Consider the following 14,239-nt stretch of genomic DNA (forward strand, 5'->3'; position numbering starts at 1 on the left):
CGCCGATCGCGGGATGCCTACGATCACCGGTATGACTGCTGCCCCGATCGGCCGTTTCGAGCAGGCGTGGCCCGCCCTGGACCGCGAGGATCTCGTGGCCCCGCCGGTGGTCGCGGCGCTGCGCGGGTTCGCCGGCGCCGACCAGGTGCTGGTCGTCGACACCGACCCGGACAACGCCGACACCGCCGTCTTCGGCGAGGTCTACGGTGTGCCGCCGGAACTGTCGGCGAACTGCGTGGTGGTCGCGGGCCGCCGCGGCGAGACCACGACCATGGCCGCCTGCGTGATCCTGGCCAGTACGCGCGCCGACGTCAACGGCGTGGTCCGCAAGCGGCTCAACGCGCGTAAGGCGTCGTTCGCGCCGATGGACGCGGCCGTGTCGGAGACGGGCATGGAGTACGGCGGGATCACGCCGATCGGGCTGCCGGCCGGGTGGCCGTTGTGGATCGACGCGGCGGTGGCCGACAGCGCGTGGGTGGTCATCGGCAGCGGCCGGCGCCGCGGCAAGATCTTGATCGCCGGCAAGGTCCTGGCCCAGATCGCCGGCGCCGAAGTGGTTCCCGACCTCGCGAACTGACCGGCCCACCCGCTCCCAAGATCCCGTTTGGATCAGGTTTTCGCACGTGATCTTGGGCCAAGATTCGGGTGTTTTCCCTGATCCAAACCGGATCAGGGAGCTGCGCGGAGCGGGGCGCAGCGGGTCAGGTGGGGCGCAGGCGGAAGACGCGGGTCTGGTAGGGCAGGGCGATCGTCTCCCGGCCGGCCACGTCGGGGTGCGTGGCGAGCAGTTCGCGTACCTGGTGTTCGAGGGTGGCGCGGGTCTGCGGGTCGGCGGTCAGGTAGTACGACCGGGACCGGATCAGGTCGACGATCCCGTCGGCTGTCATCGGCACCTGGTGCTGGAAGACCGCGCCTTCGGGCGTACCGAACCAGGGGGCCGTCTCGCCCCAGGTCCAGCCGCCGGCCGCGCCGTGTCCTTCGGAGCCGACGATCGCGCTGAGCCGGGCGACCCAGGGGACGTGTTCGTCGCGTACGTTCCAGACGGGAGCCAGGACGCCGCCGGGCCGCAGTACCCGGCGGATCTCCGGCAGGGCCCGCTCCGGCGTGAACCAGTGGTACGCCTGCCCGACCATCACCGCGTCGACGCTGCCGTCCGGGAGCGGGATCCGTTCGGCGCTGCCCAGCAGTGGTTTGGTGCCCGCGTGGGTGGCGAGGACGGCCAGCATCCGCTCGTCGGGGTCGACCGAGACGACGTCGTGCCCGGTGTTCTGCAGGACCCGGGTCAGCAGTCCGGTCCCGGCGCCGAGGTCGAGGACGCGTACGCGCTTCGGCCCGATCGCCCAGTCGATCGCCGGCCGCGGGTAGGTCGGGCGGATCGTGTCGTACAGGTGGGCGGCCGGGCCGAAGGACAGCGCATGCTCGGTCATGATCTCAGCGTACCGGGGCGGTCTCCGTGATCCGCGGGGTGGAAACGACCGGGGCGGCGGTCTGGGCGGCGCGGCGGTTGACGAGGTTGGCGCCGAGCAGCGCGCCGACCGTGATCGCGGCGCCGAGCAGTTCGACCGGTTCGACCTTCGCCCCGCCGACGGCGGCGATGATCAGGGCGATGATCGGGGGCAGGTTCATGAACAGCACGGCCGTGGAGGCGCCGAGCGCGCGGACCGCGACCGTCCACAGCAGAACCGCGGCGACCGAGCCGATGAGCGAGATGTAGAGCAGGTGCGGGGTGACCGCGCCCAGGTCCGACAGCGACGGCAGGTGCGCGGCGCCGACGAGGTCGGCGACGGCGGTGGCGGCCACGGTGACGATCGCGCCGCCGATCATCGTCAGGGTGGTGAACCGCAGCGGGCTCCAGCCGGGGAACTTGCCGGCCCCGTAGGTGTACAGGGCCCAGCCGAGCACGGAGACGAATGACATCAGGTCGCCGAGACCGCCGTGCCCGAGGTTGTCGAGGTGCCCGCGGGTGATGACCAGGAACAGCCCGAACAGGGCGACCACGGCCAGGCCCAGGATCGCCGGCCGGGGCCGGACGCCGTCGAGCCCCCAGCGCAGCAGCTGGGTCAGCAGCGGGGCGAGCGCGACGAACAGGGCGGCGTTCTGCGGGGAGGTGTAGCCGAGGGCGACGTTGAGCAGGATGCTGAACGCCGCGAAGCCGGCCGCCCCGTAGAACAGGACCGCGCCGAGCCGGCCGTCGAACCGCAGTGCCGTGCGGCCTTCGCGCCACAGCAGCAGGCCGGCGAGGACCAGTGCCCCGAGGATGAACCGCAGGCTGGAGAAATGGTACGCGTCCACGTGGTGCATGGCGGACGCGAGCACGCTGAACTGGAAGCCCCAGATGACCACCGCACCGAGCGCGGCGAGACGACCCTTCATGGCCGTTCCCTCTTCCCACGAGCTATAGTTCCGTAGAACTCGAACAATGGAGAATCTAGGCCGATGTTCGAGAAAAGTCGAACTAGTTCGCGCGTACTGTGAAGGAGCCCACAGTGACCGACGAGGAGCCGCAGCTCACCGACGTGCCGGTGACCGCCGTCCTGTTCGCGTTGAGCGACCCCACCCGCCTGGACATGGTCATCGAACTGCGCGGCCTGGGCGAGACGCCGTGCGGGACGCTGCGCACGGACCTGCCGAAGGCGACGCGCTCGCACCACCTGAAGGTGCTGCGCGAGGCGGGCCTGACCCGGCAGCGGCGCGAGGGCACCGCGAAGTACCTGCGGCTGCGCGAGGACGAACTCGCGCAACGCTTCCCCGGCCTGCTCGACACCGTCCTGGCCGACGCCGCCGCCCATCGCTGACCCCCTGACCCGGCGGGCGCCGGCGACCGTACACAATGGCCGGATGGCCACCACAGCCGTCGTCGTCGGCGCCAGCATCACCGGACTCGCCGCCGCCCGCGCCCTCGCCGACTCCTTCGACCAGGTCCTCGTCGCCGACCGGGACGTTCTGCCCGGCGACGCCGAACCACGCCGCGGCGTACCGCAGGGCCACCACGGGCACGTGCTCCTCGGCGCCGGCCAGCGCGCCCTCGCGGAGCTGTTCCCCGGCCTGCTCGACGAACTCGTCGCCGCCGGCGCGGTCCCGTTCGACCCCAGCCTCGACATGATCGTGCACCGGCGCGTCGAATGGACCCGGCCGCCCAGCGGCCTGCGGCTGGTCTCCTTCAGCCGGCCGCTGCTCGAACACACGCTGCGGACCCGCGTCGCCGCGCTGCCCAACGTCACGATCAGGTCTGCGACGGCCGTCTCCGCGCTGACCGGGGACGCCTCCCGCGTCACCGGCGTCATGATCGACGGTATGCCGCACCCCGCCGACCTGGTCGTCGACTGCACCGGCCGCGGCAGCCGGTCCGACGGGTGGCTGCGCGACCTCGGCTGCCCCACCCCGGCGGTCACCGAGGTCACCGTCGACGTCGGGTACGCCTCCCGGCTGCTGCGGCGTACCGAGTCCGACCTGCCCGGCGCGAAGGCGGTGTTCGTGCTGCCCGCGGCCCCGCAGGAGACCCGGCTCGGGGTCGTCCTGCCGATCGAGGGCGGCCGGTGGATCGCCTCCCTGGGCGGCTGGTTCGGCGACTTCCCCACCGACGCCGACGGGTTCACCGAACACGCCGGCCTGCTGCCGAACCCGCACGTCGCCGGGCTGCTGTCGCGCGCCGAACCGATCACCGACGTGCACGTGCACCGGCTGCCGTCCAACCGCCGCCGGCACTTCGAGAAGCTGGACCGCGTACCGGCCGGGTTCGTGGCCCTCGGCGACGCCGTGTGCAGCTTCAATCCTGTCTACGGGCAGGGCATGACGATCGGCGTCCTGGAGGCCGCCGAACTCGGCCGGCGGACGCGTACCGGGACCGATCTCGACGTGCCCGCCTTCTACGGATGGCTCGCCGACCTGCTGAAGGTCCCGTGGCGGTTCGCGGCCGGCGCCGACTTCGCGTGGCCGCAGACGAAAGGCGCCCGCCCCGACGGCAACGCCCTCATCCGCCGCTACACCCGCCGCGTCCAGCGGACCGTCGCCTACGACCCGGTCGTGCGGCAGGTGTTCACCGCCGTCCAGCACATGCTGCTGCCGCCGACCGCCCTGTTCGCGCCCCGGATCGTCCTGCGCGTGCTGCGCGTACGCCGCTGACCGGTCGGTCACATCCTGCCGCTTTCGCCCTGCCCCGCGGCGCCCGCCGGGGCAGGATGGAGGCCATGCAGACAGTCACGTTGAACAACGGCACGGTCATGCCGCAGCTGGGCTTCGGCGTCTGGCAGGTCCCCGACGACGAGGCGTACAAGGCGGTCACCGCCGCGCTGGCCGCCGGCTACCGCAGCATCGACACCGCGAAGCTCTACTTCAACGAGGAAGGCGTCGGGCGGGCGCTGGCCGAGTCCGGTGTCCCGCGCGCCGACCTGTTCGTGACCACGAAGCTGTGGAACGACGAGCACGACTACGACAAGGCGCTGCGCGCGTTCGACACCAGCCTCGCCAAGCTCGGCCTCGACTACGTCGACCTGTACCTGATCCACTGGCCGGTCCCGAAGCAGGACCGCTACCTCGACGCGTGGAAGGCCCTGCAGAAGGTGTACGCCGACGGCCGCGCCAAGGCGATCGGCGTGTCCAACTTCCGCGTCGCCGACCTCGACCGGGTCCTCGCCGGCGCCGACGTCGCCCCGGCCGTCAACCAGATCGAGCTGCATCCGCGGTTCAGCCAGCCGGAACTGCGCGCGTACCACGCCCGGCACGGGATCCACACGGAAGCGTGGAGCCCGCTCGGCCAGGGCAAGGGCCTGCTCGACGACCCGGTACTCGCCAAGATCGCCGCAGCGCACGACCGTACGCCGGCCCAGGTCGTCCTGCGCTGGCACCTGCAGCTGGGCAACATCGTCATCCCGAAGTCGGTGACCCCGGCCCGGATCGCCGAGAACTTCGACGTCTTCGACTTCACCCTCAGCGACGACGAGGTCGCCGAGATCACGGCCATGGACCGGGGAGCGGGCGGCCGGATCGGCAACGACCCCGCCACCATGAACTGGATGGGCTGACCCCGTCCCCGCCGGCGGTCAGCTACGGCCGGCGGTCAGGTACTGCCGGGCGGCCCGGGCCAGGTCCTCCGGCCGGGCCGTCTGCACGTCGACGTAACCGAGCTTGCGCAGCCGCCGCTCGGCCCGTTCACCGAACCGGCCGGCCACGGTCACCGGGCCGCTGACGCGCAACCGGACCCGGCCGGCGGCCACCGTCAGCCCGCGTACCGACGTCCACGGGACGGCCATGGACGCCTGCGGCAGCCGCAACCCGGTCGCGTCGAGCTCGACGATGTGCACACCGGCGGCCGCCGGACCGTTGTACGCGATCGCCGTGGACACGAGCACGAGCATGACCCCGGGGCACACCCACTGCGCCGGGTCGGCCAGGACGACCAGCGCGCCCGCCCCGACGGCGAGAAACGCCCCGATCGACCCGACATAGGCCCACCGGTGCGCGGGTCCGATCCGCAGCGCGGCCGGGGTGCCGGGGACGTCCGTCGCGGCGACCGCCTCGATGGACCGGTCGATCAGCCGCCGGCCCCGGTTCGCGACCACCAGCATGTACACCAGCCCACCGACACAGGGGATCATCGGCAGCAGGACCGGCAGGTCGGCATCGTCGGCGATCCGTCCGGTCCGCATCGCGTACCAGACGGCGACATAGCCGGCCACGGTGAGCGCGAACCCGCCGAACAGCGCCCACATCGCCGACCTGCTGAGCCGCCGGCCGCGGGCGAGGAGCTCCTCGGCGGTCACCGGCGCCGCCACCACCGTCGCCGGCGGGACTCGTCACCGGAACGGCCGGCCCGGGCCAGAGCCGCGTGGGCGACCCGGCGGTCGTCCGCCCGGCAGCCGGGCGTGATCAGCATCAGCTGCGCCAGGGACGTCTCGATCGTCACCAGCCGCGGTGCCGCGATGGCCGCGTCGAGCCGCCCGCGCACCAGCTCGCGTACGCCGGAGCGGTGCCCGGGTTCCCGGAAGGCGGCCGTGACGAGGGCGAACAGGGCGGCGTCGGTGGTCCAGTCCTCGACGCCGAAGGCGAGGTCGATGAGGGCCGCGCGGCGGTCGGATGTGGCCCACGGCTGCTCGGGCCGGTGGTGCAGCAAACCCAGGCACACCCAGGGTTGCAGCAGCCGGTACCAGTACGTCGGCGTCGACTGGGCCAGATGCCGCCAGCGGGCCGTGTCCGGCGGGCCGGGCAGGTGGGCGAGCAGCCCCAGCAGGTCCGCCAGCGGCAGCTCGCCGAGCGGCGCGGCCTGCAGGTAACCCGACAGCGGCGACGGCCACGGCTGGTCGGCGACCTGGTGCAGCACCTCGACCGCGAGCGGGCTCGGGGCCGCGACCGCCGGCACGGGCAGGATCCCGTCGTAGCGCCACGGCATGTGCGTCCCCCGCCGCAGCGGTACGCGGATGTCCGGCGCCGGGAACGCGCCGATCTCGACCGCGACCGGGCCCGCGACCCGGTGGAACGCGGTCGTGGCGCTGGCCGGTTCCGCGGCGGTGACCCCGAGTCCGGTCAGGACGACGTCCTCGCCTTTCGCGCGGCGGGCACCGACCTCGTCGGCGATCCGGCAGATCGCCTCGGCCGGCATCGGGACCCAGTTCAGCCACGGCTGGCGGGCGCCGGCCATCGCGAACAGGATCTCGGTCGTGCCGCACGGATGCGGATCGTCGAGGACCGCGAGCAGGTCGGAGACGTCGCCGCGGGCGCGGAACCGTTCCGCGCGGCGGGCGGCGGCCCGGTGCGGGAAACGCGGATCGGCGGCCATCCGGGCGAGTTCGGCGTCCACGTTCTCGGGAAGCATGGCGGGCAGCGTAGCCCAGGCCGGCACCTGCCGCGATCCCGGCCGCTACCGGGATCCGCGGCGCTCAGGACTCCCAGCGCAGCACGATCAGCGCCCAGATCAGCAGCAGCGCGAACGACGCCGACACCAGCAGGAACGCCGCCGCGCGGACGCCGTCGCGCTGCACGGCGTGCCAGTCGTCGCGGGCGCCGAACCGGGCGGAGCCCTGCGGGTCGGCGGGGTCGTAGCGCACGCGTACCGGGTCGCCCGCGTGCACGCCGACCGCCGGCGCCTCGAAGACGATCCGCCGGCCCGCCGGCGTCTCGAACGCGAACGAGTAGCGGTCCCCGTCGAGGTGCGACACGCACTCACCGGCCGTCGTCCGCAGCGACAGCAGCGCCCGCGCCGCCGCCGACGCCTGCCGCCCGTCGCGGACCGCCAGATACCCGAACAGGACCGTCACCGCGAGCATGAACAGCCCGAACAGCCCGAACGGCACCAGAACCCTCCCGGGGGTGGACAAGGCGTGGAGACTGGAAGGCATGGTAGCCCGGATCGCGCTCATCATGCTGGTCGACGACGACGGCCGCATCCTCGTGCAGATGCACGACGTGCAGGCCGCCACGCACCCGAACCGGTGGAGCCTGCCCGGCGGCCTCGTCGCCGCCGGCGAGACCCCCGCCGCGGCCGCCCGCCGGTACGCGCAGGAACAGGCCGACGTCCCGATCCAGGGCGACGTCGAGGAGGTCTGGGCCGGATTCGTGCCCGGGCACCGGGTGCCGACGTTCGCGTTCTGGGCGCGTACCACCGCCGGACCCGCGGACGTGGCGGCCGAGGTCGGCCTGTCCGCCACCGACAAGATCATCCCCCGGCCGGGGGTGCGTACGCGTTTCCTGTCCGGCCCCGACCTGCTCACCGGACGCGCGTACACGCTGGCCGCGGGCTACGTCCTCAGCCGGTTCGCCGACTCCCCCCTCTACGAGCGCATCACCGAACAGCTGCGCCTCGAACGCCTCACGCGCCTGACCTGACCGCCCCCGCGTACGCTGCGGGTATGCGTGCGATCGTGGTCGACCGCCATGGCGGTCCCGAAGTGCTGACCTACGCCGAGAAGCCCGACCCCGTCCCCGGACCCGGTGAGGTACTCGTCGACGTGCTGGCCGCCGGCGTCAACTTCATCGACGTCTACCACCGCGAAGGCCGCTACCCGCTGCCGCTGCCGCTGACCCCCGGCGGCGAAGGCGCCGGCCGGGTCACCGCGCTCGGCGACGGCGTCACCGGATTCGCCCCCGGCGACCTCGTCGCCTGGGGCCAGGGCGCCGCCAGCTACGCCGAACGCGCCGCGCTGCCCGCCGCGAGCCTCGTCCACGTTCCCGACGGCGTCGCACCCGACCTCGCCGCCGCCGCGATGCTGCAGGGCATGACCGCCCACTACCTCGTCACCGACGTCCACGAGATCCACCCCGGCGACCAGATCCTCGTCCACGCCGCCGCCGGCGGCATGGGCCTGCTGCTCACCCAGCTCGGCAAACTCCTCGGCGCCCGCGTCATCGGCACCGTCTCCACCGCCGACAAGGAGACCCGCGCCCGCGCCGCCGGCGCCGACGAGATCATCCGCTACGACCAGGAACCGTTCGCGCCCCGCGTCCGCGAACTCACCGGCGGGTCCGGAGTGGACGTCGTCTACGACGGCGTCGGCCGGTCCACCTTCGACGGCTCCCTGGAAAGCCTGCGCCGCCGCGGCCTGCTCGCCCTCTACGGCGCCGCCAGCGGCGCCGTACCACCGTTCGACCCGATGCGCCTGCAAGCCGCCGGATCGGTGTTCCTCACCCGGCCCACCCTCGGCCACTACATCGCCGAACGCGCCGACCTCGAACGCCGCGCCCGCGACGTGTTCGGCTGGATCACCGCCGGGCAGCTCGACATCGCCGTCCACCACCGCTACCCGCTCGCCGACGCCCGCCAGGCCCACGAAGACCTCGAAGCCCGGCGTACCAGCGGCAAACTCCTGCTCATCCCGTGATGGCCGGCTACGCGAACACCCCGCTACCGGCCAAACTCGGCATCCGCACCGGCCACCGCGTCGCCGTCCTCGGCGGCGCGCTCCCCGGCGGCCTGCCACCCGACGTCACCGCCGTCGACAGCCTCACCGGCCCGCTCGACGTCGTCGTCGTGTTCGTCACCGCCCGCGCGGACCTGGCCCACCACCTACCCCGCGTACGCGCCGCGATGGCGCCCGCCGCCGGATTCTGGGTCGCCTGGCCGAAGAAGGCCGCCGTGAAAGCCGGCCTCGCCGACCCGACCGACATGACCGAAGACGCGATACGCGACCTCGCCCTGCCGACCGGCCTCGTCGACAACAAGGTCTGCGCCATCGACGACGTGTGGAGCGGACTACGCCTGGTCATCCGCCGCGAACTGCGCTGAGCGCCGCGGCCGGTCGCCCGGCCGCGGCGCCCCCACGTCACGCCCGGGCGACCGCGTTGGCCAGGATCGCGTCGTGCACGAACCGGGCCAGCCCCGCCCGCTGGTTCTCGTAGTTCGCCGTGAACCGCTCGTCGGCCAGATACATCTCCGCCAGACCCGTGTGGATCTCATACGAGCAGTCGTAGTAGAACTTCGTGATCTGCAGCCGGTGCTCCTCCGCCAGATCCATCGCGACCCGGCCCTCGGCCGGCTCACCCGCGTCCAGCGCCGCCACCCACCGCGCGTTGAGGTCCTCCGACTCCGCCCGGATACGAACCCAGTCGTCCTTCGAATACCCCGACGTACGCCGAGCCGACTGCGCGTACGCGTCGGTGTCCCCCCAGCGCTCCTGCGCCTCCGCCGCGTACGCGTCCGGATCGAAATCGCCGAACGCCTCGAACTTCTCCTCCGGGGTCAGATTGACGCCCACCTTGTGTGCCTCCATCAGAAACTCGACACCCGCCACCATCTGCCGCAACCGGGCGATCCGATCCAGCAGCAGCCCATGCTGGCGGCGCAGATGCGCCCGCGGATCGGTGTCCGGATCGTCGAGGATGACGGCGATCTCCTCGAGGGTGAACCCCAGCTCCCGGTAGAGCAGAATCCGCTGCAGCCGCTCCAGATCGGCGTCGTCATACCGCCGGTACCCCGCGGCCGACCGCCCACCCGGCGTCAGCAGCCCGATCTCGTCATAGTGGTGCAGCGTACGCACCGTGACACCGGCGAGCTCCGCCGCGCGCCCTACCGGATAACCCATGGCGTCCCCCTCCTTCCGGCATCGAGCGTGCGCCCTGCCGCTACGTGAGAGTCAACGCCCGTCCCCGCCGAAAGTGAGCCGCACCACCATCGGCCGCTGCCGCCCCAGCACCGGCACGAACCGCAGCCGCGCCGCCACCCAACCGGCCACACCCCGCCCCGACCGGCTGCGGACCTCGCGTACACCCCGGATCGCCGGCGACAACGTACGCAGCCGCGGCAGATCACGGGCCGCGACGAACCAGCGCAACGGCGGCGGCCGATAACCCGACGAGCCACCCGCCGACACGACCAGCTGCCGGTCGACGAGCGGAGTGACGGCGTCGAACACGAACCAGGCGCCGGGAAACCGCTCCGCGCACGCCACGATCAGCGCCTCCGCGTCCGCCGGCGGCAGATACATCAGCAACCCCTGCGCCGTGATGATCACCCCGTGCGCCGGGTCGACCTCATCCATCCACGACCCGTCGAGCGCCGAACCGGCATGCACCCGCACCCGGTCCTCCGCGGGCAGCAGCCGCGTCCGCAACGCCGCCGAATCCGGCAGATCCACCGACAACCACCGCACCCGGCCGTTGTCGACCCGCCAGAACGTCGTCTCCAGACCCTCACCGAGCGCCACGACCGTCGCGTCCGGACGGTCGGCCAGAAACGCCCGGATCTCATCGTCGAAACACCGCGACCGCAGAGCGATCGTCTGCGCCTGATGCGGGAAACCCCGGCCGAACCGGGCCGCGAACGGGAAATCGAGCCGATCCGCCAGCGCCACCCCCACCGGATCCGGCAACACCGTACGCGGATGCCGGGCCTCACTCGTACGGTGGAACAACGTCCACAGTGCAGTCTCCGGAACACCGCTGAGCACGGGGTCGATACCCATGATCGCCATGGTAGCCGCCGCCGCCACACACGCGCGCACCCTTCACGGCACCCGGACCGCTAGCCTGGCGCACATGCCGGAAACGACCTGGGACGGACTGCCGATCGCCGACGACCACCCCCGCGGCGCGGGAGTCGTCACCCGCCGCCCCGGCCCCGACGGCCCCGAATACCTCCTCCTGCACCGCCACCACCACGGCCCCGACTACGAAGGCGACTGGGCGTGGACCTCCCCGTCCGGCGCCCGCCTGCCCGGCGAACCCATCCTCACCGGCGCCCTGCGCGAACTCGGCGAGGAAGCAGGCCTCACCGGCGTCGAGATCCGCCCCGTCGACCTGTCCGGCCCATGGGCCGCGTTCGCCTGCGAGATCACCGCCACCACCCCGGTCGTCCTCGACCACGAACACGACCGGTACACCTGGACGACGCGTACCCAGGCCCTCGCCCGGCTCGCCCCCGCCTCGGTCACCGCCCTGTTCGCCCGCGGCGCCGACCTGCACCTGCCGCACATCGCCTTCGACACCACGACGGTGACCCTCGACGGCAAACCCGCCGGAACAGCCGACTACGACGGGACCACCCTGCACGTGCACGTCGACGCCGACGACACCATCGCCACCCAGGTCATCTGGGTCTACCTCCGCGACGTCCTGCTCCCCGCCGACCCCGACCTCCACCAGGTACGCGGCCACGACACCGCGACGTACACGCGCGCCGGATTCGTCGACGGAATCCTCGACCGGACCCGGGTGTTCGGCAACCTGTGACTGTCCGGCCCCGGGGCTCAGGGACCGAGCGACTCAGGCGAGATCGGCCGGGTTGGTGTTCGCCCCGCACAGCACGACCGCCACCCGCTCACCGTCCGCCGGCACATACGCCCCACCCGACAACGCCGCGTACGCCGCCGCCGCACCCGTCTCCGTCACGATCCGCCACTCGTCCCACAACCGCCGCCGCGCCGCCAGAATGTCCTCATCGGACACCAGCACCGCACCCATCCGCGTACGCGACGCAACATCGAACGCGATCCGGCCCACCGACGGCGCCCCCAGCGAATCCGCCGCCACCCCGCTCACCGAAACCGGAACGACCTCACCGGCCGCCAACGCCGAATGCATCGCCGACGCCGTCCGCGGCTCGACCGAGACCACCCGCACACCCGTGGGCTCCAACGCCGCCGCGATCCCACCGATCAGCCCACCGCCGCCGACCGCCACCAGAACGGTGTCGACCTCGACATCCGCGACCAGCTCCAGCGCGACCGTCCCCGCACCCGCCACCATCGGCACCTGATCGTACGCATGACACTGATACGCCCCGGTCACCCGCGCCCGCTCCACCGACGCCGCCCACGACTGCGCGTACTCGGTGCCGGTCTGCACCACCGTCGCACCCAGAGCCTTCAACCGGGCCACCTTCACCGCCGGAGCGGTCACCGGAACATGGATCTCCGCCGGCACACCCACCTGCGCCGCCGCCCACGCCACCGCGATACCGGCATTACCACCCGACGCCGCGATCACCCCGGCCGCGGGTAACTCACCCCGCTCCGCGGCCGCCAGCACGTTGTTCAACGCACCCCGCGCCTTGAACGAACCCGTATGCTGCAAAAACTCCAGCTTGAACCACACACCGTCGGCGGCGGGGAGAACAGGGGTCCGGCGTACACGCCCGGAAATCCGGGTCGCGGCCGCCTCGACGTCGGCAAAGGTCAACACCGAGCCAGCCTAGCCGGTCACGCCCCGACGCCGTCGCGCTCCAGATCCGCCAGACCCCGCACCCGCTCCACCAGATACACCGGACCCTCCGGCCGCGCCGCCAGCCGATGCACCGTCACCGTCGCCGCCGCCCGATCCACCGGATCCGGATCCACCCGCCAGAACTCCGCGATACCCGCCCGCGCGTACCGCAGAAGATGCGGATCCGGATCGACGGCACCGATCCGCACCACCGCGGCCACCGACGCCGGCCGATGAAACAACCGGCCCGCCACCGGCGGCGACAGGAACGCCAGCACGTCCGCCACCACCCCCGTACGCGGACCGAACGCGATCCCCGCACCCGCCAACGCCGGCCACAAACCCGCCTCGAACACCTTCACCAGCCGCTCGGCCAACCGATCCGCCCACGACGGCGGCGGGGGCGACAACGACAACGCACCGTCGCACACCTCATAGCGGTAACCGGTCACCGGCAACGACTCCGCGTACGCGACCGTCCACCCGGCCGGCGCCCGCCCCACCGTCAGCAACGGACTCGCCCTCACCCGGCCACCACCCGCGGCAACCGGCCCACCGACCACAGGAACGCCAACCCCAACGCCGTCGCGAACACCATCAACACCGCACTCGCCGTCGTCGCCACCGCCACCGCGCCCCGGTTCAACCCCGCCGGCGCCACCAGCAGCATCGCCCGCACATAACCGAGCCAACCACCGTCCGAACGCAACCCCGGCAGCACGCGTACATGCCACACCAGCACCGCGGCCCCCAGACAGACCCGCGTCGCCACCGCCGGACCCCAGCGCCCCGCCACCGCGACGACCCCCACCACACCCAGCAACCACAACAACGCCAGCGGCGGCCGCCCCACATAGACCGCCGCGTTGTGCAAAGCCAGCACCACCGCCAGCAACCCCGGCACCGCCCACGGCGCCAACGCCCGCGCCCGCCCCAGCACATGCCCCGCCAGCGCACCCGCCACCAGCACCGCGAACGCCAGCAACACCACCGCCACCGGCAGACCGCCACCGCTCAACCGCCGCGGCCGCGCCAGCCGCATCGCCTCACCGACCGCACTCGCCAGCACCGGCGCCGCCAGCAACGCGGCCAGCAACACACCCTCCACCGAACGCGTACGCTCCACCAGCGCCCGCGCCAGCACATCGACCGCGTCACGGACCGGCCGCCGGGACACGGCGAGCAGACCGGCGATCTCCTCGCCGTAGCGGTCGCGGACACGCCGGGGATAGACGGCCACCACACCGGCCACCAGCACACCCGGAATCCGGACACTCACGACAGCGCCACCCGCCCCAGCCGCGACAAACCGGTCGACGCCATCGAACGCATCCGCGCCAGCTCGGCGGCCAGCGCATCCCGGCCGGCCTGCGTGATCCCGTACGGCTTGCGGCGCTCCACCTCCGGCAGCGCCTCGATGAACCCCAGCTCCTCCAGCCGGCCGATCGCCCCGTACAGCGTCCCCGGGCCCGGCCGCGTACCGCCGACGGCGGCGATGTCGTCCTGCATCGCGTACCCGTGCTTGGGACCGCTCGCGAGGCTGATCAGGATCAACAACGCCGGCTCCGAGAACCGGCCGAAGCCCGGCAGACCGGTCATCACGCCTCCCTAC

Annotated in this window: 19 protein-coding genes; 8 read left to right on the forward strand and 11 right to left on the reverse strand. The window is 72.6% G+C overall.

What is annotated here, in order from left to right; all coding sequences use genetic code 11:
- The first annotated feature begins 31 nt into the window (after positions 1 to 31).
- Positions 32 to 577, forward strand: coding sequence for a YbaK/EbsC family protein (locus tag G401_RS0109465; RefSeq protein ID WP_034591047.1), 546 nt, complete (start codon positions 32 to 34; stop codon positions 575 to 577).
- 124 nt (positions 578 to 701) lie between these two features.
- Here the strand turns inward: G401_RS0109465 and G401_RS0109470 are convergent, their stop codons facing one another.
- Together G401_RS0109470 and G401_RS0109475 are read right to left on the reverse strand one after the other, a co-directional pair.
- Complete coding sequence (locus tag G401_RS0109470) at positions 702 to 1,427, reverse strand: class I SAM-dependent methyltransferase (RefSeq protein ID WP_027342308.1); 726 nt, start codon at positions 1,425 to 1,427, stop codon at positions 702 to 704.
- Positions 1,428 to 1,431: 4 nt separating this feature from the next.
- Positions 1,432 to 2,373, reverse strand: coding sequence for a DMT family transporter (locus G401_RS0109475; RefSeq protein ID WP_027342309.1), 942 nt, complete (start codon positions 2,371 to 2,373; stop codon positions 1,432 to 1,434).
- Between the two features lie 113 nt (positions 2,374 to 2,486).
- Between G401_RS0109475 and G401_RS0109480 the strand changes: the two genes are divergently transcribed.
- The 3 genes from G401_RS0109480 (at position 2,487) to G401_RS0109490 (ending at position 5,021) form a co-directional block, all read left to right on the forward strand.
- Complete coding sequence (locus G401_RS0109480) at positions 2,487 to 2,795, forward strand: ArsR/SmtB family transcription factor (RefSeq protein WP_034591048.1); 309 nt, start codon at positions 2,487 to 2,489, stop codon at positions 2,793 to 2,795.
- Between the two features lie 43 nt (positions 2,796 to 2,838).
- On the forward strand, positions 2,839 to 4,122 hold the full coding sequence (locus G401_RS0109485) for an FAD-dependent oxidoreductase (protein ID WP_027342311.1): 1,284 nt from the start codon (positions 2,839 to 2,841) through the stop codon (positions 4,120 to 4,122).
- Between the two features lie 65 nt (positions 4,123 to 4,187).
- Positions 4,188 to 5,021 (forward strand): aldo/keto reductase, encoded by an 834-nt coding sequence (locus G401_RS0109490; RefSeq protein WP_027342312.1) that lies wholly within the window; start codon positions 4,188 to 4,190, stop codon positions 5,019 to 5,021.
- 18 nt (positions 5,022 to 5,039) lie between these two features.
- Here G401_RS0109490 and G401_RS0109495 read toward each other — a convergent pair whose 3' ends face one another.
- The 3 genes from G401_RS0109495 to G401_RS0109505 all read right to left on the reverse strand — a co-directional run bounded on the left by G401_RS0109495 (position 5,040) and on the right by G401_RS0109505 (position 7,310).
- On the reverse strand, positions 5,040 to 5,759 hold the full coding sequence (locus G401_RS0109495) for a hypothetical protein (protein ID WP_157545518.1): 720 nt from the start codon (positions 5,757 to 5,759) through the stop codon (positions 5,040 to 5,042).
- Positions 5,756 to 6,808 (reverse strand): hypothetical protein, encoded by a 1,053-nt coding sequence (locus tag G401_RS44590; RefSeq protein WP_245601668.1) that lies wholly within the window; start codon positions 6,806 to 6,808, stop codon positions 5,756 to 5,758. Before G401_RS44590 ends, G401_RS0109495 begins: the two co-directional genes overlap by 4 nt.
- Positions 6,809 to 6,872: 64 nt before the next feature.
- Positions 6,873 to 7,310, reverse strand: coding sequence for a DUF3592 domain-containing protein (locus G401_RS0109505; protein WP_169734166.1), 438 nt, complete (start codon positions 7,308 to 7,310; stop codon positions 6,873 to 6,875).
- A gap of 19 nt (positions 7,311 to 7,329) precedes the next feature.
- On the opposite strand from G401_RS0109505, the gene G401_RS52520 reads away from it, so the two are divergent.
- The 3 genes from G401_RS52520 to G401_RS0109520 are packed head-to-tail and all read left to right on the forward strand — an operon-like array spanning position 7,330 to position 9,214.
- Complete coding sequence (locus G401_RS52520) at positions 7,330 to 7,818, forward strand: NUDIX domain-containing protein (RefSeq protein WP_051366411.1); 489 nt, start codon at positions 7,330 to 7,332, stop codon at positions 7,816 to 7,818.
- 23 nt (positions 7,819 to 7,841) lie between these two features.
- Positions 7,842 to 8,810: a quinone oxidoreductase family protein gene (locus G401_RS0109515; RefSeq protein WP_027342315.1), complete on the forward strand. Its 969-nt coding sequence runs from the start codon at positions 7,842 to 7,844 to the stop codon at positions 8,808 to 8,810.
- On the forward strand, positions 8,810 to 9,214 hold the full coding sequence (locus tag G401_RS0109520; protein WP_027342316.1) for a hypothetical protein: 405 nt from the start codon (positions 8,810 to 8,812) through the stop codon (positions 9,212 to 9,214). The genes G401_RS0109515 and G401_RS0109520 overlap by 1 nt, the downstream gene beginning before the upstream one ends.
- A 37-nt stretch (positions 9,215 to 9,251) precedes the next feature.
- Here G401_RS0109520 and G401_RS0109525 read toward each other — a convergent pair whose 3' ends face one another.
- Both G401_RS0109525 and G401_RS0109530 read right to left on the reverse strand, forming a co-directional pair.
- The gene (locus tag G401_RS0109525; RefSeq protein ID WP_027342317.1) at positions 9,252 to 10,010 is read right to left on the reverse strand and encodes a MerR family transcriptional regulator; all 759 of its coding nucleotides are present in this window, start codon (positions 10,008 to 10,010) and stop codon (positions 9,252 to 9,254) included.
- A gap of 51 nt (positions 10,011 to 10,061) precedes the next feature.
- Positions 10,062 to 10,889: a class I SAM-dependent methyltransferase gene (locus G401_RS0109530; RefSeq protein ID WP_211240705.1), complete on the reverse strand. Its 828-nt coding sequence runs from the start codon at positions 10,887 to 10,889 to the stop codon at positions 10,062 to 10,064.
- A 73-nt stretch (positions 10,890 to 10,962) separates the two neighbouring features.
- Here G401_RS0109530 and G401_RS0109535 point away from each other — a divergent pair, with 73 nt between their 5' ends.
- Positions 10,963 to 11,655, forward strand: coding sequence for an NUDIX domain-containing protein (locus tag G401_RS0109535; protein WP_157545520.1), 693 nt, complete (start codon positions 10,963 to 10,965; stop codon positions 11,653 to 11,655).
- A gap of 33 nt (positions 11,656 to 11,688) precedes the next feature.
- On the opposite strand, the gene G401_RS0109540 is transcribed toward G401_RS0109535, so the two are convergent.
- Genes G401_RS0109540 through G401_RS0109555 form a run of 4 tightly spaced genes read right to left on the reverse strand, consistent with a single transcriptional unit; the run spans position 11,689 to position 14,226 of the window.
- Positions 11,689 to 12,606 carry a serine/threonine dehydratase gene (locus G401_RS0109540; protein WP_027342320.1) on the reverse strand — a complete coding sequence of 306 codons (918 nt, stop codon included), beginning with the start codon at positions 12,604 to 12,606 and terminating at the stop codon, positions 11,689 to 11,691.
- 17 nt (positions 12,607 to 12,623) lie between these two features.
- Positions 12,624 to 13,154 (reverse strand): PDDEXK family nuclease, encoded by a 531-nt coding sequence (locus tag G401_RS52525; RefSeq protein WP_169734167.1) that lies wholly within the window; start codon positions 13,152 to 13,154, stop codon positions 12,624 to 12,626.
- On the reverse strand, positions 13,151 to 13,906 hold the full coding sequence (locus G401_RS0109550; protein ID WP_157545524.1) for a hypothetical protein: 756 nt from the start codon (positions 13,904 to 13,906) through the stop codon (positions 13,151 to 13,153). The genes G401_RS52525 and G401_RS0109550 overlap by 4 nt, the downstream gene beginning before the upstream one ends.
- Positions 13,903 to 14,226, reverse strand: a complete 324-nt coding sequence (locus G401_RS0109555; protein WP_034591049.1) for a PadR family transcriptional regulator — start codon at positions 14,224 to 14,226, stop codon at positions 13,903 to 13,905. Before G401_RS0109555 ends, G401_RS0109550 begins: the two co-directional genes overlap by 4 nt.
- Between the last annotated feature and the right edge of the window lie 13 nt (positions 14,227 to 14,239).

Source organism: Hamadaea tsunoensis DSM 44101 (assembly GCF_000428945.1).
In the GTDB taxonomy this organism is placed as follows: Bacteria; Actinomycetota; Actinomycetes; order Mycobacteriales; family Micromonosporaceae; genus Hamadaea; species Hamadaea tsunoensis.

Excerpts from the sequence above, each read along its gene's own strand:
- G401_RS44590 (WP_245601668.1), bottom strand. The coding sequence starts at position 6,808 with ATGCTTCCCGAGAACGTGGACGCCGAACTCGCCCGGATGGCCGCCGAT.
- G401_RS0109475 (WP_027342309.1), bottom strand. The coding sequence starts at position 2,373 with ATGAAGGGTCGTCTCGCCGCGCTCGGTGCGGTGGTCATCTGGGGCTTC.
- G401_RS0109525 (WP_027342317.1), bottom strand. The coding sequence starts at position 10,010 with ATGGGTTATCCGGTAGGGCGCGCGGCGGAGCTCGCCGGTGTCACGGTG.
- G401_RS0109520 (WP_027342316.1), top strand. The coding sequence starts at position 8,810 with ATGGCCGGCTACGCGAACACCCCGCTACCGGCCAAACTCGGCATCCGC.
- G401_RS0109465 (WP_034591047.1), top strand. The coding sequence starts at position 32 with ATGACTGCTGCCCCGATCGGCCGTTTCGAGCAGGCGTGGCCCGCCCTG.
- G401_RS0109530 (WP_211240705.1), bottom strand. The coding sequence starts at position 10,889 with ATGGGTATCGACCCCGTGCTCAGCGGTGTTCCGGAGACTGCACTGTGG.
- G401_RS0109535 (WP_157545520.1), top strand. The coding sequence starts at position 10,963 with ATGCCGGAAACGACCTGGGACGGACTGCCGATCGCCGACGACCACCCC.
- G401_RS0109490 (WP_027342312.1), top strand. The coding sequence starts at position 4,188 with ATGCAGACAGTCACGTTGAACAACGGCACGGTCATGCCGCAGCTGGGC.
- G401_RS0109485 (WP_027342311.1), top strand. The coding sequence starts at position 2,839 with ATGGCCACCACAGCCGTCGTCGTCGGCGCCAGCATCACCGGACTCGCC.
- G401_RS0109515 (WP_027342315.1), top strand. The coding sequence starts at position 7,842 with ATGCGTGCGATCGTGGTCGACCGCCATGGCGGTCCCGAAGTGCTGACC.
- G401_RS0109555 (WP_034591049.1), bottom strand. The coding sequence starts at position 14,226 with ATGACCGGTCTGCCGGGCTTCGGCCGGTTCTCGGAGCCGGCGTTGTTG.
- G401_RS52520 (WP_051366411.1), top strand. The coding sequence starts at position 7,330 with ATGGTAGCCCGGATCGCGCTCATCATGCTGGTCGACGACGACGGCCGC.
- G401_RS0109470 (WP_027342308.1), bottom strand. The coding sequence starts at position 1,427 with ATGACCGAGCATGCGCTGTCCTTCGGCCCGGCCGCCCACCTGTACGAC.